This window comes from Streptomyces sp. NPDC048479, from assembly GCF_040651435.1.
Classification (GTDB): Bacteria; Actinomycetota; Actinomycetes; order Streptomycetales; family Streptomycetaceae; genus Streptomyces.
This window is the reverse complement of the sequence record NZ_JBEZKA010000019.1, coordinates 36,541-57,321: the sequence shown is the minus strand read 5'-3', so window position 1 is coordinate 57,321 and position 20,781 is coordinate 36,541. Positions and strand designations below refer to the sequence as shown.

Below are 20,781 nucleotides of genomic sequence, written 5' to 3'. Positions count from 1 at the left end.
GGCAGTAGAGGCAGCCGATTGGGTCCGTGGGCCCATGCGAGGGCGCGAACACCGCTGTTAGCGTGCGTCAACGGCACCATTCACACCGGCGGGACGGGACACGGATGAGGCGGCAGCGCACGGCAGCGGCGGCAGCGGTCCTCGCCCTTGCGGCGGGGCTTACGGCGGCCTGCGACGGAAAGAGCGGGAACAGCGGAGACAACGCCGCCCACGCCTCGAAACCGACGCCGACGCCGACGCAGAAGGCCACTGCCTCCGCGACGCCCCCTCCCGAAGCTCCCCGCGCTCCCCAAAAGGACATCTCCAAAGCCGACTTGGAGAAGGTGGTCCTCGCCAAGGGTGATGTGTCCGGCTTCAACGTCGGGCCGATGGACCCTCCGCCGCTCCAGGGTGAGACCGCTGACAAGACCGCGTGCATCCCCATCACTGCTGCCATCAACGGCAAGCCGGAGCCCGTCGCCCAGGCCTCCGTGTACCGGCAGCTCACCGGCGCCAAGGACGGCCGGCCCGCTGTCTCCGAATTCCTCACCGCCCATGGGGCGCAGGGTGCGGCGACGGTGCTCAGTCGGCTGCGGACCGCCGTCGAGGCGTGCAAGGGCGGCTTCAAGGCGAGCGGCGGCGAGGGGCCGTCGACGTACAAGAGCGTAAAGTCGCTGCCTGTCGCCAAGGTCGGGGACGACGCGTTCGCCTATCAGGTGACGGGCGACTTCGAGGGCGACTCCGTACCGCTGGTCTTTCAGGTCGTACGCTCCGGCGGCTCGCTGGCCACCTTCTACACCGCGAACCTCGAGGGGCCGCAGACCCCGACGATTCCGCCGGCTCTCCTCGCCGCCCAGATCGCCAAGCTCAAGTAGCGGCCAACGCGGCCGTAGCAGCCACAGCGGCCGGAACGGTCGGCTTCAGGGCTCGATCGTGAGCTGTACGCCCGGGCGCACGCCCCAGCCCGCCATCGCCCCTGCCTCCGACTCCAGCACATGGCGCGCGCCGAACCGCGGCTTGCCGAGCCTGCCAGGCTTCATCGTGTGGACGTCCACGACCCTCAACTCCTTGTCCAGATAAGCCACATCGATCGTGAAACGCATCCTGAAGGTGTGCACGCTGTTGCACGGGGTCAGCAGGATCGCGCCCTCGATACCGTCCCGCCCCAGCAGCCCGCGCCGCCGCGTCCCGTACGAGGCCGCGATCTCCACTTGAATCACCGGAATCACCGGAATCACGGGACTCTCCGAAACCGGCGGTATCACCGGCTCCGCCGCCGCCCCGTCCCGCTCGGCGATCCTCAACGACCCAGTGCCATTCCGCCATTGACGCCTTCGGCCCATGGCCCTAGACCGTAGCGCCCGGCGCCCGGCCATGAACCCCGGATCACCAGGAGTGGGCCCCAGGGCCCATGACCCGAGGCGCCGAGCCCCTTACGCTCGCTGCCGTGTACGCCACGCTGATCGCCGTCGCCGCCTTCTGGGGTGCCACCGCCGGGCTGCTCGTCCCGCGCGCCGCATACCGGCTCTCCGTCCAGCCGGAGGAGACGTGGCGCGACACCTGCCCCGCCGGACACTCCTTCGCCGGGCCTGCGCAGGGCTGGCTCGGTGGTGCGCGATGCGCGCCCTGCGCCGCCGCGGTGGCCACGAAGCAACGCCACCTGCAAGTCCCTCTTGTCCCTCTCGTCACCGCTCTCTCCTGCGCCGCCCTCGCCGCCGCCACCGGCCCCCGCCCCGAGCTGGCCGTCTGGCTGCTGCTCGCGCCCTTCGCCGTACTTCTCGCCCAAGTCGACCGCAACGTCCACCGCCTGCCCGACCGGCTGACCCTCCCGCTCGCCGCCGCGGCCGCCGTGCTTCTCGGGCTCGCCGCGCTGCTCCCCGCCGACGCCGGCTCCTGGCCAACCGCGCTGCTCGGCGGACTCGTCCTCGGCGCCGCCTACTTCGTGCTCTTCCTGATCCACCCGAACGGCATGGGTTTCGGCGACGTCAAACTCGCCCTCTCGCTCGGCGTCGCCCTCGGCTGGTACGGCTGGACGGTCCTCTTCACCGGAGCATTCGCCGGCTTTCTGCTGGGTTCGCTGTACGGGGTCGGACTGATGGTCCTCCGGCGCGCGAACCGTAGGACCGCGATCCCGTTCGGGCCGTTCATGATCGTGGGCGCGCTTGCCGGGCTGCTGCTCGGCGGCCTCGCGGCGGGCTGAGAGGACCCAAGGCCTCGGAGCGCAGATACGTACAAGACACGGACCCGTCCCACCCACAACAATCGTTCGCATGGATTCCCTTGACGCGAAGCCGGTCAACCTCACCGAAGCCCTCGCCACTTTCGACGATGTCTACAGCCCCCGCATCGTGGCCCGGATGAACGACTACGACGTACGGATCGCCCACACCGCCGGAGAGCACATCTGGCACGTCCATGAGGACACCGACGAGTTCTTCCTCGTCCTGGACGGCCGTTTCGACATCGCGCTGCGCGCCGCCGACGGGGCCGAGTCCACCGTCGAGCTCCACAAGGGCGACACCTTCGTCGTACCGAAGGGCATCGAGCACAAGCCCTCGTCGCCCGGGGGCTCGATCCTCATGTTCGAGCCTTCCGGTACGAAGTCGACGGGTGACCGGCACGACGGCGAGATCCCCGACCACGTCGACAGCACCACGGGGCACGCCTTGTCATGACGCGTACGTTCGACGAGCTCGTCGCCGAGGCGGAAGCCGTCTCCGTCGACGGCTGGGACTTCTCCTGAGCGGATGCGGTCGGAGGGGCCTTTCATCGCCACGACGACGCGCTTCCTCATCGAGGCGGTCAAGACGTCCGGCGTCAGGATGCCCATCTAGCATCGGGGCGTATGCGGACATCCTCTGACAATGCGGTGATTCGGCGAAGCGTGCTGCGGTCCCTCATCCCCGCTCCGGCGCCAAAACCCCGATCGCGCCCCACTGCCCGTTTCCCCGCCGCCCTGCTCCCCTGGAGCTGGGCGGCGGCGCTCTTTCTGCTCTACGCCACCGTCGCCGTACGCCGCCATATGCTGCTCCGCACCACCGGCTACGACCTCGGTATCTTCGAGCAGGCCGTACGCGCCTACTCCCAACTGCGGCCGCCGATCGTCCCCCTGCGCGGCGACCACTTCAATCTGCTCGGCGACCATTTCCATCCCGCGCTCGCCGTACTCGCCCCGCTCTACCGCCTCTGGCCGTCGGCCCTCTGTCTGCTCCTCGCCCAGTCGGCGCTGCTCGCCCTCGCTGTCGTACCGCCGGCCCGCTGGGCGCTGCGGGAGCTCGGGCGCCGCTCGGCGCATGTCGTCGCCGTCGGCTACGGGCTGAGCTGGGGCATCGCCTCAGCCGCCGCCTTCGACTTCCATGAGGTCGTCCTCGCCGTACCGCTGCTCTCCTTCGCCCTGGAGGCTCTCGGCCGCCGCCGCTGGGGTCCCGCCGTCGCCTGGGCGGCTCCGCTCGTCCTGATCAAGGAGGACCTGGGCTTCACGCTCGCCACTCTCGGCTGTTACGTCGCCTGGAAGGGCCCGCGCCGTCTCGGCGTCGTCACCGCCGCGGCCGGTCTGCTCGCCTCGGCCGTCGAGATCAAGCTCCTGCTGCCCGCCTTCAATCCGGCGGGCCAGTATGCGCACGGCGGCAATCTCACCGAGGGCGCGCACAGCTCGCTGCTGTCCACCATCGCCTTCGCCCCGCTCGACGCGCTGCGCCCGGACATCAAGGCGATGACAGTGATCCTGGTCTTCGCCCCGTCCGCGCTGCTTGCGCTGCGCTCACCACTCGCGATCCTCGCCGTGCCCACCCTGACCTGGCGGATGCTGTCGCGGATCGGCTTCCACTGGGGAACGTCCTTCCACTACAGCGCCGTCCTGATGCCCATTGTCTTCGTCGGCCTCATCGACACGCTGCGGCAGTGGCGCGGCGCGGACCATCCGCTCGCCGCCCGCCATGTCCGCGCCTCGCTGATCACCGTGCTCGCCGTGACCCTCGTCATGCTGCCGTCGTTCCCGCTCGCCCAGCTGGGCCAGCGGGCCACGTGGCGCTCGACACCCCATATCGAGGCGGCCCGCTCGCTGCTCGCAAGGATCCCGGACGGGGCGACCGTCGCCGCCTCCAACCGCCTTGTTCCGCAGCTCACTTCACGGTGCGAGGTCGTTCTCTTCCCGACGTTCCCGGTCGACGCGCGGCTGTACGAGTACGACAGGACGCGGCTGCCCCGCCCCACCGCCGAGTGGATCATCCATGACAGCAGGGCGCCGGAGGCCTGGCCGTACCCTTCGGGGCACTGGCCCTACCCGCTCGAGCAGCAGGCGGCCGAACTCGACGCCGCGCAGCACAAGTACGGCTATGAGCGCATCGCCCAGCGTGACGGCGTCACTCTGCTACGACTCAGGCGTGCGGCCCGACCGTGACCTTCCCGACCGTCAACTCCACCTGTCCTTCCAGCACTTCACCGACCCGCTCCGCCTGCTGCTCCAGGTCGCGGTGCCGGGCGGTGCCCAGTGCGTCGCCGATCGGCTCCACCGTGACCGCGATCCGCCGCCCGGACCGCCGCTGGTGCCACACCCCGGCGACAATCCCGTCGACGAGTACCACCGGGAAGTTCCCGGCCTGCCCGCGCGCCAGCGCCCGCTCGTACGCCGGGCCGGGGAAGAGCAGCTCGCGCGGTTGCGAGGCGATGGCGTACGCGTCGAAGTACGGCAGCAGCCGCACGCCCCGCGGCGGCTCTTCCGGGAACTCGGTGTCGCCGGCCGTCACCCACGCCCGGCCGCCCGCGAACGCCACCTCTTCGATCCTCCCCTCGCCCGCCGTCACGGCGAACACCTCTGCGGCCCAGCCCTTGGGCGCGGCCAGCCACTTGGCGAAGTGCGCAGGGGTGGCGGGCCCGTACGCGTACAGATAGCGGTGTATGAGCTCCGCCGACGCGGCGGGACCGTCCATCGGCGTGACGCCGGGGCTGGTGTAGGTGGCCTTGCGTCCGCGGTTGGGCGCGAAACGGAGCGCACCGCGGTGCGCGGCCGTGTGCATCGCCTGCCGCCAGCGTGGCCACTTGCCCTGGAAGGCTTCCATCACCGGGTCCGCGGCCCAGGACCCGGTGCGCTCGACGATCGCCTCGGTCAGCTCGTCGATCGTCAGCTCCGCGCCGGTGAGAGCGTCGCCGACGGCCGCGACGACCTGCTCGGTCTGCTCCGCCGTCATCCGTACGGCGGCGGGCATCGGGCTCGCGCCGGCCGGGATCGCGGACAGTGCGCCGGTCCACAGCGGCAGATCGGCCGCCGTCAGCAGATGGACGGTGCCGCGTGGCCCGTATGTCTTCACCAGGCTGCCGTCCGTCCACAGCGACTCGCGCACGTCGGTGCGCGTCGCACCGCCCTCCAGGCGCAGCGCGACGGACAGTTCGGCGGCGGACAGCACCTGCGCGTGCGCGCCGAGCATCGCGGCGGCGATCTCGGCGGGGGAGGTCTTGGCCGGGGCGGTCAGCCCCTGTCGTGCGAGCCGGCGGGCGTTGGCCTGGGTCCATGTCACGTGTCGCGTCGTCATACGGATGACTCTAGGGTTTATATAGGACAGTTTCTGTCCGCATTCGGCCAATCTCTGAGACGGTCCCTGAGGCAGTCGCTGGGTCGGTCCCTGGCCAGTCGTCAGCTCCCCCACAGTGACGAACTCCCATGGGGCGGATTCTCGCCAATATGTCGAGGGAGTCCGCAGCCTGACGGGCCCTTGGGCCGGCGCGCCGTCAATGTCACGCCTGTGACCGGGGGTCCCTCGTGGGAGGGACGGCCCCCGAGTGCGCGCGTCGGTCCGGAACCAGCCACTTTCCCGGCCCGCGCGACGGCCTCCCCGCCGTACGCCGGATTCGGAGCGTAGTTACGGCATGGCGTGGCGCTCGGCAGACTCACGAAGGGTTATGGTGGAAACCCCCCCTCGGGCCGGTCCGTATCCCCCCCACGGACCGGCCCGTTTTATTTCTCCGGCTGTTTCTCCGGGGGTCGGCTCAGCTCCGCCCGGCCCAGATGTTGGTGCCCTCGGTGTCCACCGCGAAGGTGTCGATCTTCTTCAACTCCTCGTCGCTCAGGGCCGGTCCGGCCAGCGTCGCGACGTTCTCCTCGAGCTGCTTCACACTGGAGGCGCCGATCAGTGCGGAGGTCATCCGCTCGTCCCGCAGCACCCAGGCGATCGCCAGTTGGGCGAGGGACTGACCGCGTCTGACAGCGATGTCGTTCAGCCCGTTCAGCCGCCGTACGACCTCGTCGGAGAGCAGATTCGGGTCCAGGGACTTGCCCTGCGTGGCCCGCGAGCCCTCCGGGATGCCCTTGAGGTATTTGCCGGTGAGTAGCCCCTGCGCGAGCGGCACGAAGGAGATGCAGCCCATGCCGGCGCTCTCCAGCGTGTCGAGCAGTCCGTCGGCCTCGATCCAGCGGTTGATCATCGAGTACGAGGGCTGGTGGATGAGAGCCGGTACACCCATCTCCTTCAGCAGCTGGGCCGCCTCCGCGGTCTGCTCCGCGTTGTACGACGACACGCCCACGTACAGGGCCTTGCCCTGCTGCACGGCGGAGGCCAGCGCACCCATCGTCTCCTCGAGCGGGGTGCCCGGGTCGAAGCGGTGGGAGTAGAAAATGTCGACGTAGTCCAGACCCATCCGGTTCAGGGACGCGTCGAGCGAGGACAGCAGGTACTTCCGCGAACCCCACTCGCCGTAGGGCCCCGGGTGCATCAGATAGCCCGCCTTGGTCGAAATGACCATTTCATCGCGATATGGGGCGAAATCCTCCGCAAAGATCTTGCCGAAGTTGAGCTCGGCCGACCCGGGCGGCGGCCCGTAGTTGTTCGCCAGGTCGAAGTGCGTCACACCCAGGTCGAAGGCGCGCCGCAGGATCGCGCGCTGTGAGTCGAGGGTGCGGTCGTCGCCGAAGTTGTGCCAGAGGCCGAGGGAGAGCGCGGGAAGCTTCAGCCCGGAGCGGCCGGTACGCCGGTACTCCATCGACTCGTAGCGGTCCGCGGCTGCTCGGTAGGAGGAGGAATCAGTCACGCATCCCTCCTTATCACGGACTTGTGACAGGCCGGGTTGGGCCGCTGTGGCCAGCGCGCAGTAGTGTGGCGCCCTCGGGGACTGCCGCATGGAGGGGTTGGAAAAGTGAACCTGCGCGACCTGGTGTACGGGCTCTACGCGCGCCGGGTGGAAGGCCGCCTCGACCACGCCCAGGTGCCCAAGCACATCGGAGTCATCCTCGACGGCAACCGTCGCTGGGCCAAGGCATCCGGTGGCACGGCCGAGCAGGGGCACAAGGCAGGCGCCAGCAAGATCCAGGAGCTGCTGGGCTGGTGTGCCGAGACCGATGTCGAGGTCGTCACCCTCTGGCTGCTGTCCACGGACAACCTGGACCGCCCCGAGAACGAGCTGATCCCGCTCCTCGGCATCATCGAGAACGCGGTCCGCGACCTCGCGGCGGACGGCCGCTGGCGCGTGCACCACGTCGGCACGCTGGATCTGCTGCCCGCCCGCACCCAGTCCGTACTGAAGGAAGCCGAGCAGTCCACGGTCGGCATCGACGGGATACTCGTGAACGTCGCCGTGGGTTACGGCGGCCGCCAGGAGATCGCCGACGCCGTCCGCTCCCTCCTTCTGGAGCACGCCGACAAGGGCACGAGCTTCGAGGAACTCGCCGAGATCGTCGATGTCGAGCACATCTCGGAGCACCTCTACACACGCGGCCAGCCCGACCCCGACCTCGTCATCCGGACCAGCGGCGAGCAGCGGCTGTCCGGATTCATGCTCTGGCAGAGCGCCCATTCGGAGTACTACTTCTGTGAAGTCTTCTGGCCGGCCTTCCGCAAGGTCGACTTCCTGCGTGCGCTGCGCGACTACGCCGCGCGCCACCGCCGCTACGGCAGCTGAGGCGCCCGCGGGTCCCCTGTAGCGCGGATCACCCTCTGTTCATCCACGCGTCGTCATATGCCTTGGCATGGCTGCGCATGTTCGAGGGAATACCCCTTCCAGGTCGACGTCCGATCCACGAACGTCGTATCTCAGTGAGCGGCCGAGACCGCTCGCCCGGGAGGCCCTTTGCACACGAAGGACCGCACTCCTAGTGCGGACACCGCGGAGGGCCGGAGTTCGGCCCGCGCATCGTGGCCGAGTCCGGCCCGTCCCCTGCCTTCGGCGGGGGAGACCCCATGGCCCGCGACGCCGTCGCACTGCCGACCTCATTCGAGGGGGTACGTCCTTCCGTGGTGAACAGCACAAAGCGCCGCATGCCCGACAGGCGCACCTATGTTCTCGACACCAGCGTCCTGCTGGCCGATCCGAACGCCCTGACCCGTTTCGACGAGCACGAAGTCGTGCTCCCGATTGTGGTGATCACGGAGCTGGAGGCAAAGAGGCACCATCCGGAGCTCGGTTACTTCGCCCGCCAGGCGCTGCGCCTTCTGGACGATTTCCGTATCCGGTACGGCCGCCTCGACGCCCCCATCCCGATGGGCGACCTCGGCGGCACGCTCCGTGTCGAGCTCAACCACTCCGATCCCGGCGTCCTTCCGGCCGGCTTCCGATTGGGGGACAACGACTCACGGATTCTGGCGGTAGCGCGAAATCTGCAGGCCGAGGGGTACGACGTCACGGTCGTATCCAAGGATCTGCCTCTCCGTATCAAGGCCTCGTCCGTCGGTTTGCTGGCGGAGGAGTACCGGGCGGAGCTGGCCATCACCGACTCCGGCTGGACCGGAATGGCCGAACTGCCCCTTTCCGCCGAACAGGTGGATCTGCTGTACGGCGAGGAGACGCTGTACGTCCCCGAAGCGGCGGAACTGCCCGTCCACACCGGCCTCGTTCTGCAGTCCGAGCGCGGCAAGGCGCTGGGCCGGATCTCGGCCGAGGGCAATGTGAAGCTGGTGCGCGGCGACCGGGAGGCCTTCGGTATCCACGGCCGCAGCGCCGAGCAGCGCATCGCTCTCGATCTGCTCCTCGACCCGGACGTCGGCATCGTCTCGCTGGGCGGCCGGGCCGGCACCGGCAAGTCGGCGCTCGCGCTCTGCGCGGGCCTCGAGGCGGTCCTGGAGCGCCGGCAGCACCAGAAGGTGATGGTCTTCAGGCCGCTGTACGCGGTCGGCGGGCAGGAGCTCGGCTATCTGCCGGGCACCGAGGCCGAAAAGATGAGCCCCTGGGCTCAGGCAGTCTTCGACACACTCTCGGCCGTGGCGGGCCGTGAAGTGATCGAGGAGGTGCTCGGACGCGGCATGCTCGAGGTCCTGCCGCTCACCCATATCCGAGGCCGCTCGCTGCACGACGCGTTCGTCATCGTCGACGAGGCCCAGTCCCTGGAGCGGAACGTCCTGTTGACCGTTCTGTCCCGTATCGGGGCTAATTCCCGGGTCGTTCTGACCCATGACGTGGCACAGCGGGACAATCTGCGCGTCGGCCGGTACGACGGAGTCGTTGCCGTGGTCGAGAAGTTGAAGGGCCATCCGCTCTTCGCGCATGTCACCCTCACTCGCTCCGAGCGTTCGCAGATCGCCGCGCTCGTGACCGAAATGCTGGAGGAAGGCCAGATCTAATACGGAATAAGGCAGTTGGCGCCGCCCGGCAGAGCGCAAGAGCGTAGCCGGGCGGCGCCGTGCTGTCCGCCGTTTTCCGTAAAACACCTGGCGCAAACGGGGTGTGAGCTTTCACACGTAACGAAGAATTGCCTTGCGGCGTCGGCTTCCGGCAGAGTCTTGCTTCCGTCAGGCCCCGCATACGGCACATCCGCACCTCCAGAGGTGCACAGCACCACACAACTCAAGACTTGCCGTCGTATGCCGCCCGCGAGCATCATGCGGCACTCCCGTCAAGGGGGTTGCCCACCGGGCCCGCGCCTCCCGTGACCCAAGCAGTAGGGAGGCCAGCGTCAGGGGCACGATTGCGCTCGCGAGGTCACCCATGCGGGCGTTGCTGGAAGGAAACCGTGTGAGCCGGATCTCGGTCCGGGGGTTCGCAGTGGCATCAGCTACTGCGGTCACCACCGTTGGCGCCGTCGTGGGCGTTGCCTCGGGCAACACCCTGCCCTCGAACGACAACCTTGAGGCGTCCGCCGCCGACACGACGCTCCTCGCAGACATCCCCATGGGCCAGCAGGCTCAGGTACAGGTCTCGTCCCTGACGCAGCAGGCCGACGCGCAGGCCGCTGCCGCAGACGCGGCCGCGAAGAGGTCCGCCGAGGAAGCGGCCCGTACCTCGGCTGCCAAGACCGCCGAGGCGAAGAAGGAAGCCGCCGAGAAGAAGGCCGAGCGCGATCGCGAGGCCAAGGAAGCACGCGCCAACCGTGACTCGGTGCGGGACGCTTCCACCTTCTCCGCGAAGAGCTCCTACTCCGTCGCCGAGGTCCAGGCGATCGCACGGCAGATGATCCCTGCCGACCAGTTCCAGTGCTTCAGCAACATCGTGGACCACGAGTCCACCTGGAACTACCAGGCGCAGAACGCCTCCTCCGGTGCCTACGGTCTCGTCCAGGCGCTGCCGGGCTCGAAGATGTCGTCGGCCGGCGCCGACTGGCAGACCAACCCGGCGACCCAGATCAAGTGGGGCCTGAACTACATGAACAGCCGCTACGACAGCCCTTGTGGCGCGTGGTCGTTCTGGCAGGCCAACAGCTGGTACTAGGATCTGCCGGCGCTCAACTTTTCGGAGCCCCCCACCGTCCTACGGTGGGGGGCTCCGTGCGTGTACGGTCGGTCGGAAAGGGCTCCCGGGGGGAGTGGTGGGGGGAAGAGGGAAGATCATGTCGAGACTGCCAGGATGGCTCGCCGGCCTGGGCGCCGGGCTGACCCGGATAAGCGAGCGCCTGGACGAGCAACGCAGCGAGGACGCGGACGACGATGTGCCGGTCGTCCTTGGGCCCGCTCCGGACAGCGTCCCGCCGCCGCCCGCCTACGCCCCCGCCGTCGCGGCCAGGCCCGACCCGGTCGCCGCGATTCCCTGGGGTATGCGCGTCGCGGCCGAGGCCGGCTGGCGGCTGCTCGTAGTGGCAGGCACGCTCTGGGTGTTGATGCGCATCATCAGCGCGGTACAGCTGGTGGTCCTCGCCTTCGTGGCCGCGCTGCTCGTCACCGCGATGCTCCAGCCCACCGTGGCCCGGCTGAAGAAGCTGGGCCTGCCGCGCGGGCTCGCCACCGCAGTCACCGCGATCGCGGGCTTCATCATCATGGGCCTGGTCGGCTGGTTCGTGGTCTGGCAGGTGATGGACAACCTGGACAACCTCTCCGACCGGGTCAGGGACGGAATCGAGGAACTCAAGCGCTGGCTGCTCGACAGCCCGTTCCATGTCACCGAGCAGCAGATCAACGACGTCGCCAAGAACCTCAGCGACACCATCGGCACCAACACCCAGGAGATCACCTCCGCGGGCCTGCAGGGTGTGACGGTGATGGTCGAGATACTGACCGGCATCCTGCTGGCGATGTTCTCGACGCTTTTCCTGCTGTACGACGGCAAGCGCATCTGGCACTGGGTGCTCAAACTGGTCCCGGCGCAGGCCCGCGAGGGAGTCGCCGGAGCAGGGCCGCGCGCCTGGCGCACGTTGACCGCGTATGTGCGCGGCACGGTGATCGTGGCGCTGATCGACGCGATCTTCATCGGCCTCGGCATCTACTTCCTCGATGTCCCGATGGCCGTACCGCTGGCCGTCTTCATCTTCCTGTTCGCCTTCATCCCGCTCGTCGGCGCGGTCGTCTCCGGCGCGCTCGCGGTGGTCGTCGCACTGGTCACCCAGGGCGTGTTCACCGCGCTGATGGTGCTGATCGTCGTCCTCGCCGTACAGCAGATCGAGGGCCATGTGCTGCAGCCCTTCATCCTGGGCCGCGCGGTCCGTGTGCACCCGCTCGCCGTCGTCCTCGCGGTCGCGGCCGGTGGACTGACCGCCGGGATCGGCGGCGCCGTGGTGGCGGTGCCGCTGGTGGCGGTGACCAACACGGTGGTCGGCTATCTGCGCGCGTACGGCAGGGAGCAGGCTCTGCGGGACTCACCGCCCCCGCCGCACGGCGCTGCGGCGGTCGAGGCCGCGCCGACGCCGGCCCCCGGGCTGACCCCGGCGCCGGCGTCCGCCGGGGCCGGAGGGGCACAGGAGTGATATCCGAGCCGGAACTGGTGGGGGAGGACGAGCCGTTCGGCGAGGCCGAGCTTGCCGGGCCGCGGACGGGTGAGGCGGACGCGGCCGGGGCCGAGACGGTCGCGGCCGGCGACGGTGTCTCCGCCCGTCGGCCACGCCCGGCCTGGTACGACACCCGGGGGCACGGCGTTCCCCGTGCTTCCCGCGGCGAAGTCCACCTTCGAGGTCGTACGCGACGCCGAGCTGTCGAAGCCGAGCAGCGGGCAGGACTGGCTGCGGCAGGGTGGCGACGAGGCCGGGCGGTCCGCGAGCGGCGACAACCCGGGCGACACGCTCGACCTCAAGTGGACTCAGCACACAGGTGAGCAGTTCAACCTGAACGGCTCCGTGATCGCGGACGGCAAGCTGATCGTCTCGTCCCGCGCTTTCGACTCTCCGTACAGCATGATGCTCGCCTACGACATCACATCCGGCCGCGAGATCTGGCGCACCTACCTGGACGGCGACGCCGAGTCGGCGCCGACGCTCCACGACGGACGGGTCTATCTGACGACCGGCGTCGGACGGATCTACGCGCTGGACGCCGTGGACGGGCACGTCGCCTGGGAGTCGATCGACCGTGAGGAGCAGCACGGCGACACCGTGCGCCGTTACGGTCGCGCGGGCGGACCGGTCAGCGTCTTCCCGCTCGCCGGCGGGGACCGTACGGTCGCCGTCACCAGGACGGGAACACGGTGCGCTGCCGTGACGCCAAGACGGGCGAGCAGCTGCCCGGCGGCTTCGGGGCCGCGGCCTCCTGGGGCCAGTCCCACAGCACGGTGGTGCGCGAGCCCGGCTCCAACACCGCCTATCTGCACTCTTCGTCGAGCAACACGGTCATCGCGATGGGCCTCGCGAGCTGCAAGCAGCTGTGGGTGAAGGACACCGGGGGCGACATCGACAGCCACTCGTCGCCCGTGCTGACGCAGCCCGCATCGGGCCCGGCGACGCTGGTGACGTTCACGGCGTACGGCGTCCGCGGGCACGACCCGAAGACGGGCGCGGTGACCTGGGAGTCCAAGGTGGGCGGTGGCAGCACCTGCGAGCCGGGGCGGGCCCTGCTCACCAGCCCGGCCGTGTGGGGCGACATTGCCTATGTCGCGGGCCGCGACGGTGTCGTACGCGCCTATGACACGAGCGCGGCCGATCCGTCGAAGCCGGTGTGGGAGACCAAGGCCGGTTATCTGGCGGGCGAGAGCCCGATGGACGACAAGTGGCGCGTCGCCATGGGCTGCTCGGCGGGCGCCGGTTCGCCGACGATGCATCCGCTGGTCACCAGGTCCCTTGTGTATGTGGGGACATGGGACGGGCGGCTGCTGGTCCTGGACCGGGCGAGCGGCACGCAGCTCGCCGCGTACAACCTGGGCGCGGGAGTGGCTTCGGCGCTCTCCGTCAGCGGTGACTGGGTCGTCGCCCTCACGGACGACGGCACCGTCCACGCACTCGCCGCGCGCCGGGACTGAGAGGAAGCGCCACCGTGCGATCACTGAAGCCCGTCCACGACAAGGCGCCCCGTCCGGCTCGCAGCCGGGCGGGGCGCCCTTGTCGCAGCGCGGGACTCAGTCCGCGAGCACCGCTTCCGCGTCCAGCGTCGTACCCACGGCCTGGATCACCGCGGCGATCTTGAAGGCCTCCTGGATCGTCTCGCGGTCCACGCCGGCCTTGCGGAGCACCTGCTCGTGCGAGTCGAGGCACTGGCCGCAGCCGTTGATGGCGGAGACGGCGAGCGACCACAGCTCGAAGTCGACCTTCTCCACACCCGGGTTGCCGATCACGTTCATCCGCAGACCGGCGCGCAGCGTCCCGTACTCCGGGTCCGACAGCAGATGCCGGGTCCGGTAGAAGACGTTGTTCATCGCCATGACCGCGGCGGCGGACTTGGCGGCGGTGTACGCCTCCGGGGAGAGGTTGGCCTTGGCCTCGGGCTCCAGCTCGCGCAGCACCTTCGGCGAGCGCGAGGCGATCGCGCAGGCCAGGACGGTGCCCCAGAGCTGCTGCTGCGGCAGCTCGCTGTTGCCGATCACCGAACCGAGGTTCAGCTTCAGGTCCTTGGCGTAGTCCGGTACCGAAGCCTTGAGTTCATCGAGAGACATATCGGATCACTCGCCCGACAGCAGCGCGACCGGGTCGAGGGTGTTCTCGCCCTTGGTCCAGTTGCACGGGCACAGCTCGTCGGTCTGCAGGGCGTCGAGCACCCGCAGGACCTCCTTGGGGTTACGGCCGACGGAGCCGGCGGTCACCATGGTGAACTGGATCTCGTTGTTCGGGTCGACGATGAAGACGGCGCGCTGCGCGAAGCCGTCCTCGCCCTCGATGCCGAGGTCGCGCATCAGCTCGTGCTTGGAGTCGGCCAGCATCGGGAAGGGCAGGTCACGCAGGTCCGCGTGGTCCTTGCGCCAGGCGTGGTGGACGAACTCGGAGTCGCCGGAGAAGCCGAGTATCTGGGCGTCACGGTCGGCGAACTCGTCGTTCAGCTTGCCGAAGGCCGCGATCTCGGTGGGGCAGACGAAGGTGAAGTCCTTGGGCCACGCGAAAACGACCTTCCACTTGCCCTCGTAGGACTTGTGGTTGATCTCCTCGAACTCCTTGCCGGCCTCCAGTGAGACGCAGGCAGTCAGTTCGAACGTGGGGAACTGGTCACCAACAGTGAGCACGCGCTCTCCTTGCAGAAAGGAATTCCCTTTTGAGGTCTTCCGGGGGGTTGGACGGATCTTGATACTGGCACAGAGTGCATTGATCGCGGAAATAGCTAGACTCGGTCATCGCGATCGGAGGTGCCTATCAGTGTCCACCAGTAATGTCGGCAATGCCGTAAATAGAGGAAGTTCCAGGGGTAAGCAGCCCAGCCTGGCGCAGCTGCGCGCGTTCGCCGCCGTGGCCGAGCATCTGCACTTTCGGGACGCCGCAGCCGCAATCGGGATGAGTCAGCCCGCGCTGTCCGGTGCTGTATCGGCACTGGAGGAGGCACTCGGTGTCCAGCTCCTGGAGCGTACGACGCGCAAGGTGCTGCTCTCGTCGGCCGGAGAGCGGCTCGCGGTGCGGGCCAAGGCTGTGCTGGACGCGGTCGGTGAGCTGTTGGAGGAGGCCGAGGCGGTACGCGCCCCGTTCACCGGGGTGCTCCGGCTCGGCGTGATCCCGACCGTCGCCCCGTATCTGCTGCCGACCGTGCTGCGCCTGGTGCATGAGAACTATCCGGACCTCGACCTCCAGGTCCACGAGGAGCAGACGTCCTCGCTGCTGGAGGGGCTCGCGGCAGGGCGGCTCGATCTGCTGCTGCTCGCCGTGCCGCTCGGGGTCCCGGGCGTGAGCGAGCTGCCGTTGTTCGACGAGGACTTTGTGCTGGTCACGCCCGAGGACCACTGGCTGGGGGGCCGCCAGGACATTCCGCGCGAGGCCCTGCGCGAACTGCATCTGCTGCTGCTCGACGAGGGCCACTGCCTGCGCGACCAGGCGCTCGACATCTGCCGGGAGGCCGGCCGTACCGACGGCGCTCCGGTGTCGACGACGGCCGCCGGCCTGTCCACGCTGGTGCAGCTGGTCGCCGGCGGGCTCGGAGTGACGCTGCTGCCGCGTACGGCGGTCGAGGTGGAGACGGGCCGGGCGGGCAGGCTGCAGACGGCGTACTTCGCCGAACCCGCCCCCGCACGCACTGTCGCCCTGGCGATGCGCGCGGGCACGGCACGCCAGGGCGAATTCGAGGAGTTCGCACAGGCCCTGCGGGACGCGATGCGCGCGCTGCCGGTGCGGGTGCTCGGCTGACCGCTCCGTACTGCCCCGGACTGCGTCGTACGCCCTTGTGCTACTCCGTACGCAGCCCGTCCGGGCGCATCATGCGCCACAGTGGCGGCAGGCTGATCACCGTCACCAGCAGAATCAGCGCGGCCCCGACCCCGGTGATCGGCAGGAAGGCCCACCAGTCGGCGACCTGCTTGTCGACCAGCTTCAGCAGGACAAGACCGAGCCCGATGCCACCCGTGATCGCGAGGGCGAGACCCAGCACGATCGGCACGGCGGTCTGCCACAGCACCGACCAGCTCAGAGTGGCGCGCCGGGTACCGAAGGCGACCAGCACCGACAGCAGCCGCTTGCGGTCGCGGAGCTGTTCCAGCGTGGAGACGAGCATGGACGCGGCGATCAGCAGCATCGTCGCGGTCGCGCCGACGAAGAGACCGGTGCGCACGCTGGAGAACTGGCTGTCACGCTCGAAGTTCTGCAGCGTGGAGACGCTGGTCAGCGGGTCGATGGCGGCCGCGCTGTTACGGGCGTACTCGGCCGCCTCGGGCACGTCGGGGTCGAGCCGGATCATCGCCCTGGCCATCGGGCTCACCAGCTTCGACACATCGATGGTGGACGGCGTCGCCATGACGCCGAACGAGACCTGACCCACCGGGTCGGTACGCGAGTCCACCGTCCTGGCGGATGCGGGGATACGCCACAGCACCGGCTTGGTCGTCTTCGCCTCGCCTCCCGGGTCGAACTGCTCCGAGTTGAGGTTCACCTGGGCGCCGGGCCGGGCAGACTTGGCGAGATATTCGTCCGGCGGACCCTGATTGCCGTGCGTACGGGCGATGAAGACATCGCCGTCCTTGCAGGAGGGCAGCTTCGCCAGCTCCCGCAGCGACGGGCAGTCGGCGACAGTGATCTGGGTGGTGGGGATGTAGCCCTCGCCCGCGCGTATCGGTCCCGGCCGGTCGACGGACGCCTGGATCATCCCGATCACGCTTGAGACGCCCTTGGTCGCCGAGTACGTCTCGATCATCTTGCGCGCCACGGAGCCGTCCGTGGCCTTCGCGCTCGTCTCGAGCTGGGCGCGGGCCGCGTCCATGCCGGTCGGTTTCATGAAGTCGCTCTGCACGGAGCTGAAGAGCATCTGCAGCGCGATGGCGCCGGCCGCCGCGACGACGATGCCGCTCACCGCACGGGCCGCCGTTCCGCTGCTCAACTGGAGCCGCCGTACGGCCAGTTGCCAGGGCACGGGTCCGCCGCGCAGCCGGCCGACCACTGCCTCGACCAGCCACGGCAGCAGCGCGGTGACCCCGGTCAGCACCAGCAGCGCGCCGCCGGCGATCTGATAGGTGGCGATCTCGGTGTCCCCGAGGCCGACCCGGCCCGACTGGGGCAGCAGCAGGGCGAGACCGGCGGCCGGCATCAGCAGCCGCCACCACAGTCGGCGCCGCCGCGGAGCGGTGTTCCGTACAACGCCGAGCGGCTCGATCGTCACACCACGCAGCGTGAAGAGGATGACTCCGATCGCGGAGGCCGGTACGGCGACGGCGATCAGCGCGGTCAGCACCGGGCTCGGCACGATGTCGGAGGGGAAGGCGTTGACGTTCCAGATGGTCACCGAGCCGATGAACTGCCGTATCAGCGCGAGAAATCCGGCGCCCGCGACCAGCCCGAGCAGCGCGCCGCACAGTGACTCACCGGCCGCGATCCGCCGTGTCATCGCCTGATCGGAGCCGACCAGCCGGAGCGCGGCGAGCCGCCGGTCGCACTGCTCGCCGCCGAACCGCACGGCGGTGGCGATGAACACGGCCACCGGCAGGAGCAGGGCCACACAGGCCATCACGATGATGAGCAGGAGCACCGCGCTCATCGGGTCGCCCTTGCCCTCGTTGCCGCCGTAGCTGTCCGCGCGCCGGTCGGCCGCCGCCGGGGGGAGGGTGGAACTGCCCGCGTAGTAGAAGAACTCACCGGGGCCGATCAGGCCGCGGTCCCCGATGGTGGCGGTGACCCGGTACGGCAGCCGGTCCTTCAGCAGCGCCCCTTCGGGGGAGCTGAGCAGGTCGGCGAGGGCGGGGGAGACGGCCATCTCGCCGGGGCCCGGCAGCTTCGCCAGGCCGGGCGGCGCCGGGGCGTCGCCGCCGTCGGGCCGCAACACGGCGCCGTTGACGGTGTCGCCGCGGTAGAGCGTGCTGGTCCGGGCGAAGAGGAACGAGCGCTCGGAACGCTTCACCTCGTCGTTGAAGGTGACCGCGCGGTCCGCCTCGCGGGTGTCGCGGCTCTCGATGAGATGTGGCACGGACGCGGCGACCAGCAGCAGGGAGACGCCCAGGCCGACGCCGATGGCGGTGAGGATCGTACGGGTCCAGCCGCGCCGGCCGCCGGTGACGGCGAACCGGGCGCCCAGGGTGAGATCCCGTATCCAGGTGGCGCCGCCGCTCATGCCACACCCGCCATGTCGCGCACCTTGCCGTCGCGGACGATGACCTCGCGGTCGGAGTACGCGGCCACCCGGGCCTCGTGCGTCACCAGGACGACCGCGGCGTTGGTGTCCCGGGCAGCGTCGGTGAGCAGCTCCATCACCCGCTCCCCGTTGAGTGAGTCGAGGGCGCCGGTCGGCTCGTCGGCGAAGAGCACCCGCGGCGAGGTGACCAGCGCGCGGGCGACCGCGACCCGCTGGCCCTGGCCGCCGGAGACCTCGCCGGGCCGCTTGTTGCCGATCTCGGCGACTTCGAGGCGCTCCATCCACTCCAGTGCGGTGCGCTCGGCCTCCTTGCGCCGGATGCCGTTCAGCCGAAGTGGCAGCGCGACATTCTCGGTGCAGGTCAACTCGGGAACGAGCTGGCCGAACTGAAAGACGAAGCCGTAGTCGCTGCGGCGCAGCGCGCTCCGTCCGGCGTCCGGCATCGCGGTGAGGTCGCGCCCGCTGTAGCAGATCGACCCGGAGTCGGGCCGGACGATCCCGGCGAGGCAGTGGAGCAGGGTCGATTTGCCGGAGCCGGAGGGCCCCATGACGGCGACGACCTCGCCGGCGTGGATGGAGAAGGACGCGCCGTCGAGGGCGGGGGTGGGGCCGTACGCCTTGTGCAGGTCGGCGGCGACGAGGAGAGAGCCTGCGGGGTTCATCCGCGCACCTCCTTGGCGAGCTGGTCGAGCCGGGCACCGGTCAGTTCCAGCCAGCGCAGATCGGCTTCGAGGTGGAAGAGGGCGTGGTCGCAGATGAGCTGGTCGGCGAGGTCACCGCGGCGCTTGCGGTCGGTGAGGATACGCATCAGCCGCAGATGCTCGGCCCGCTGCCCATCGAGGAGATCGGCGGCGCTGCGGCCGGTGAGCAGCGCGAGGACGACCTTGGTGTAGAGGGTCGACTGGAGGTACGGCTCCGGCTTCTCGGGCTGCGCGAGCCACTGGGTGACATCGGTGATCCCGGCGTCGGTGATGGCGTAGCGCTTGCGTTCGGGACCGCCGCCGGCCTCAATGCCGTCGACCTCGACGAGGCCGCTCTTGAGGAGGCGGGACATGGTCGAGTAGACCTGCCCGTAGTGGAGGGGCCGGTCGTGGCCGAACTTCTCGTCGAAGGCGCGCTTGAGGTCGTAGCCGTGGCGCGGGCCGGACTCGAGGAGCCCGAGGAGTGTGTGACCGATGGACATGCGCGGCACTCTACACGGTGTGTATACCTGCTGTGTATACCTGAGGTGGAGGCCTGCGGTCTCCGCCCCGGACCCCACGCCTCAATCGCCGGCGGGGCGCATTTCAGCCCGTCCGGCGATTGAGGACCCGAGCGAAGGTCGTACGGGGGCTGGGGGCTTGCCCCAGGGACTACTCCCCGTCGTCCCCCGGCGCAGCCCTCGGCGGTCGCCCCCGCCGGGGGATCGGGCCGGCGCTGCCCGGCAGGCGGCCCGCGTCCGACAAGGCGCGACGGAGGATGAACTCGATCTGTGCGTTCGCGCTGCGCAGCTCGTCCGACGCCCATCGCGCCACCGCCTCGTACACCGCCGGATCCAGTCGCAGCAGCACCTGCTTCCGCGCGGGCGGCGTCACTGGTAGAGCGACCCTGTGTTGAGGACAGGTTGCGGCGCGCGGTCGCCGCACAGCACCACCATCAGGTTCGACACCATGGCCGCCTTGCGCTCCGTGTCGAGCTCGACGATGTCCTGTTCCGTGATCCTGGCCAGCGCCGCCTCGACCATGCCGACCGCGCCGTCCACGATCTGCCGCCGCGCCGCCACCACCGCGCCCGCCTGCTGGCGCTGCAGCATCGCGGACGCGATCTCCGGGGCGTACGCGAGATGCGTGAAGCGGGACTCGATGATGTGCACGCCGGCCGCCTCCACGCGCGCGTGCAGCTCGACCGCCAGCTTCTCGGTGATCTCCTCCGCGTTGCCGCGCAGCGACAGGCCGTCCTCGTCGTGCGCGTCGTAGGGGTACTCGATCGCGATGTGCCGCACCGCCGCCTCCGTCTGGGTCGAGACGAACTCCAGGAAGTCGTCCACCTCGAACATCGCCTGCGCCGTGTCCTCGACCTTCCACACGACCACCGCGGCGAGCTCGATCGGGTTGCCGTAGGCGTCGTTCACCTTCAGAACCGCGGTCTCGTGGTTCCGTACCCGCGTCGAGATCTTGACCCGTGAGGTGAACGGGTTGACCCAGCGCAGGCCGTCCGTACGGATCGTGCCCCGGTAGCGCCCGAAGAGCTGGACCACCCGCGCCTCGCCCGGTGCGACCGTGTTCAGCCCGCACATCGCGACGAACGCGGCGATCCCGACCATGACGCCGAGCAGGATCAGCGCCACCTTCGCGCCGGTCGCGCCGATCGCGGCCCCGGCGACGACGAGCACGACCCCGGCCGCTATTCCGAGCAGCCCCAGCAGCAGGGCGGCGCCCCCGCCGATGCTGTGCGCCGGAAATTCACGAACCTGTGGCGCCGGCATCTCCGGCCGGTCTTCCACGGTTGGTGTGCTGGTGGCAGGCAT

The 20,781-nt window shown here is 69.5% G+C and carries 21 protein-coding genes; 11 read left to right on the top strand and 10 right to left on the bottom strand.

From position 1 onward, the window contains the following. The first annotated feature begins 104 nt into the window (after positions 1–104). Positions 105–854 (top strand): hypothetical protein, encoded by a 750-nt coding sequence (locus tag AB0D12_RS26980; protein WP_362687897.1) that lies wholly within the window; start codon positions 105–107, stop codon positions 852–854. 45 nt (positions 855–899) lie between these two features. Here AB0D12_RS26980 and AB0D12_RS26975 read toward each other — a convergent pair whose 3' ends face one another. Further along, the gene (locus tag AB0D12_RS26975; RefSeq protein WP_362687894.1) at positions 900–1,322 is read right to left on the bottom strand and encodes a DUF192 domain-containing protein; all 423 of its coding nucleotides are present in this window, start codon (positions 1,320–1,322) and stop codon (positions 900–902) included. A 104-nt stretch (positions 1,323–1,426) separates the two neighbouring features. Here AB0D12_RS26975 and AB0D12_RS26970 point away from each other — a divergent pair, with 104 nt between their 5' ends. From AB0D12_RS26970 to AB0D12_RS26960, 3 genes are all read left to right on the top strand, one after another. Then, a complete protein-coding gene (locus AB0D12_RS26970) occupies positions 1,427–2,179 on the top strand; it encodes an A24 family peptidase (RefSeq protein ID WP_362687891.1) in 753 nt (250 codons plus the stop codon). 70 nt (positions 2,180–2,249) lie between these two features. Beyond that, positions 2,250–2,654, top strand: coding sequence for a cupin domain-containing protein (locus tag AB0D12_RS26965; RefSeq protein WP_362687888.1), 405 nt, complete (start codon positions 2,250–2,252; stop codon positions 2,652–2,654). Between the two features lie 170 nt (positions 2,655–2,824). Beyond that, positions 2,825–4,378: a DUF2079 domain-containing protein gene (locus AB0D12_RS26960; RefSeq protein WP_362687885.1), complete on the top strand. Its 1,554-nt coding sequence runs from the start codon at positions 2,825–2,827 to the stop codon at positions 4,376–4,378. Here AB0D12_RS26960 and AB0D12_RS26955 read toward each other — a convergent pair. Both AB0D12_RS26955 and mgrA read right to left on the bottom strand, forming a co-directional pair. Continuing rightward, positions 4,356–5,507, bottom strand: coding sequence for a winged helix DNA-binding domain-containing protein (locus tag AB0D12_RS26955; RefSeq protein ID WP_362687882.1), 1,152 nt, complete (start codon positions 5,505–5,507; stop codon positions 4,356–4,358). The two genes, AB0D12_RS26960 and AB0D12_RS26955, sit on opposite strands and share 23 nt — an antisense overlap. A gap of 454 nt (positions 5,508–5,961) precedes the next feature. After that, positions 5,962–6,999, bottom strand: coding sequence for an L-glyceraldehyde 3-phosphate reductase (mgrA, locus tag AB0D12_RS26950; RefSeq protein WP_362687879.1), 1,038 nt, complete (start codon positions 6,997–6,999; stop codon positions 5,962–5,964). A gap of 105 nt (positions 7,000–7,104) precedes the next feature. On the opposite strand from mgrA, the gene AB0D12_RS26945 reads away from it, so the two are divergent. The 6 genes from AB0D12_RS26945 to AB0D12_RS26920 all read left to right on the top strand — a co-directional run bounded on the left by AB0D12_RS26945 (position 7,105) and on the right by AB0D12_RS26920 (position 13,551). Continuing rightward, entirely contained in the window at positions 7,105–7,866 is a 762-nt protein-coding gene (locus tag AB0D12_RS26945; RefSeq protein WP_327325793.1) for an isoprenyl transferase, read from the top strand. Positions 7,867–8,198: 332 nt separating this feature from the next. Then, on the top strand, positions 8,199–9,521 hold the full coding sequence (locus tag AB0D12_RS26940; protein ID WP_327328479.1) for a PhoH family protein: 1,323 nt from the start codon (positions 8,199–8,201) through the stop codon (positions 9,519–9,521). Positions 9,522–9,912: 391 nt separating this feature from the next. Beyond that, positions 9,913–10,605 carry a transglycosylase SLT domain-containing protein gene (locus AB0D12_RS26935; RefSeq protein ID WP_362687875.1) on the top strand — a complete coding sequence of 231 codons (693 nt, stop codon included), beginning with the start codon at positions 9,913–9,915 and terminating at the stop codon, positions 10,603–10,605. 118 nt (positions 10,606–10,723) lie between these two features. Next, positions 10,724–12,070, top strand: coding sequence for an AI-2E family transporter (locus AB0D12_RS26930; protein ID WP_362687872.1), 1,347 nt, complete (start codon positions 10,724–10,726; stop codon positions 12,068–12,070). Between the two features lie 174 nt (positions 12,071–12,244). After that, positions 12,245–12,967, top strand: a complete 723-nt coding sequence (locus AB0D12_RS26925) for a PQQ-binding-like beta-propeller repeat protein (protein WP_362687869.1) — start codon at positions 12,245–12,247, stop codon at positions 12,965–12,967. After that, positions 12,934–13,551, top strand: a complete 618-nt coding sequence (locus AB0D12_RS26920) for a PQQ-binding-like beta-propeller repeat protein (RefSeq protein ID WP_362687866.1) — start codon at positions 12,934–12,936, stop codon at positions 13,549–13,551. Before AB0D12_RS26925 ends, AB0D12_RS26920 begins: the two co-directional genes overlap by 34 nt. Before the next feature lie 96 nt (positions 13,552–13,647). On the opposite strand, the gene AB0D12_RS26915 is transcribed toward AB0D12_RS26920, so the two are convergent. Continuing rightward, entirely contained in the window at positions 13,648–14,181 is a 534-nt protein-coding gene (locus AB0D12_RS26915) for an alkyl hydroperoxide reductase (RefSeq protein WP_362687863.1), read from the bottom strand. Positions 14,182–14,187: 6 nt separating this feature from the next. Further along, positions 14,188–14,742 (bottom strand): peroxiredoxin, encoded by a 555-nt coding sequence (locus AB0D12_RS26910; protein WP_362687860.1) that lies wholly within the window; start codon positions 14,740–14,742, stop codon positions 14,188–14,190. Positions 14,743–14,872: 130 nt separating this feature from the next. Between AB0D12_RS26910 and AB0D12_RS26905 the strand changes: the two genes are divergently transcribed. Next, positions 14,873–15,847 carry a hydrogen peroxide-inducible genes activator gene (locus AB0D12_RS26905; RefSeq protein WP_362687857.1) on the top strand — a complete coding sequence of 325 codons (975 nt, stop codon included), beginning with the start codon at positions 14,873–14,875 and terminating at the stop codon, positions 15,845–15,847. Positions 15,848–15,887: 40 nt separating this feature from the next. On the opposite strand, the gene AB0D12_RS26900 is transcribed toward AB0D12_RS26905, so the two are convergent. The 5 genes from AB0D12_RS26900 to AB0D12_RS26880 all read right to left on the bottom strand — a co-directional run bounded on the left by AB0D12_RS26900 (position 15,888) and on the right by AB0D12_RS26880 (position 20,781). Further along, positions 15,888–18,254, bottom strand: coding sequence for an FtsX-like permease family protein (locus tag AB0D12_RS26900; RefSeq protein WP_362687854.1), 2,367 nt, complete (start codon positions 18,252–18,254; stop codon positions 15,888–15,890). Continuing rightward, positions 18,251–18,937: an ABC transporter ATP-binding protein gene (locus AB0D12_RS26895; RefSeq protein WP_362687851.1), complete on the bottom strand. Its 687-nt coding sequence runs from the start codon at positions 18,935–18,937 to the stop codon at positions 18,251–18,253. Before AB0D12_RS26895 ends, AB0D12_RS26900 begins: the two co-directional genes overlap by 4 nt. Next, the gene (locus tag AB0D12_RS26890) at positions 18,934–19,458 is read right to left on the bottom strand and encodes a PadR family transcriptional regulator (protein ID WP_362687848.1); all 525 of its coding nucleotides are present in this window, start codon (positions 19,456–19,458) and stop codon (positions 18,934–18,936) included. The genes AB0D12_RS26895 and AB0D12_RS26890 overlap by 4 nt, the downstream gene beginning before the upstream one ends. A gap of 169 nt (positions 19,459–19,627) precedes the next feature. Further along, positions 19,628–19,849: a hypothetical protein gene (locus AB0D12_RS26885; RefSeq protein ID WP_362687845.1), complete on the bottom strand. Its 222-nt coding sequence runs from the start codon at positions 19,847–19,849 to the stop codon at positions 19,628–19,630. Continuing rightward, a complete protein-coding gene (locus AB0D12_RS26880; protein ID WP_362687843.1) occupies positions 19,846–20,781 on the bottom strand; it encodes an SPFH domain-containing protein in 936 nt (311 codons plus the stop codon). The genes AB0D12_RS26885 and AB0D12_RS26880 overlap by 4 nt, the downstream gene beginning before the upstream one ends.

What these genes read in the sequence shown, in the direction of transcription:
- AB0D12_RS26980 (WP_362687897.1), top strand. Translation starts at nt 105, where the DNA reads ATGAGGCGGCAGCGCACGGCAGCGGCGGCAGCGGTCCTCGCCCTTGCG.
- AB0D12_RS26975 (WP_362687894.1), bottom strand. Translation starts at nt 1,322, where the DNA reads ATGGGCCGAAGGCGTCAATGGCGGAATGGCACTGGGTCGTTGAGGATC.
- AB0D12_RS26965 (WP_362687888.1), top strand. Translation starts at nt 2,250, where the DNA reads ATGGATTCCCTTGACGCGAAGCCGGTCAACCTCACCGAAGCCCTCGCC.
- AB0D12_RS26960 (WP_362687885.1), top strand. Translation starts at nt 2,825, where the DNA reads ATGCGGACATCCTCTGACAATGCGGTGATTCGGCGAAGCGTGCTGCGG.
- AB0D12_RS26955 (WP_362687882.1), bottom strand. Translation starts at nt 5,507, where the DNA reads ATGACGACGCGACACGTGACATGGACCCAGGCCAACGCCCGCCGGCTC.
- AB0D12_RS26930 (WP_362687872.1), top strand. Translation starts at nt 10,724, where the DNA reads ATGTCGAGACTGCCAGGATGGCTCGCCGGCCTGGGCGCCGGGCTGACC.
- AB0D12_RS26920 (WP_362687866.1), top strand. Translation starts at nt 12,934, where the DNA reads ATGGGCCTCGCGAGCTGCAAGCAGCTGTGGGTGAAGGACACCGGGGGC.
- AB0D12_RS26915 (WP_362687863.1), bottom strand. Translation starts at nt 14,181, where the DNA reads ATGTCTCTCGATGAACTCAAGGCTTCGGTACCGGACTACGCCAAGGAC.
- AB0D12_RS26900 (WP_362687854.1), bottom strand. Translation starts at nt 18,254, where the DNA reads ATGAGCGGCGGCGCCACCTGGATACGGGATCTCACCCTGGGCGCCCGG.
- AB0D12_RS26895 (WP_362687851.1), bottom strand. Translation starts at nt 18,937, where the DNA reads ATGAACCCCGCAGGCTCTCTCCTCGTCGCCGCCGACCTGCACAAGGCG.
- AB0D12_RS26890 (WP_362687848.1), bottom strand. Translation starts at nt 19,458, where the DNA reads ATGTCCATCGGTCACACACTCCTCGGGCTCCTCGAGTCCGGCCCGCGC.
- AB0D12_RS26880 (WP_362687843.1), bottom strand. Translation starts at nt 20,781, where the DNA reads ATGCCTGCCACCAGCACACCAACCGTGGAAGACCGGCCGGAGATGCCG.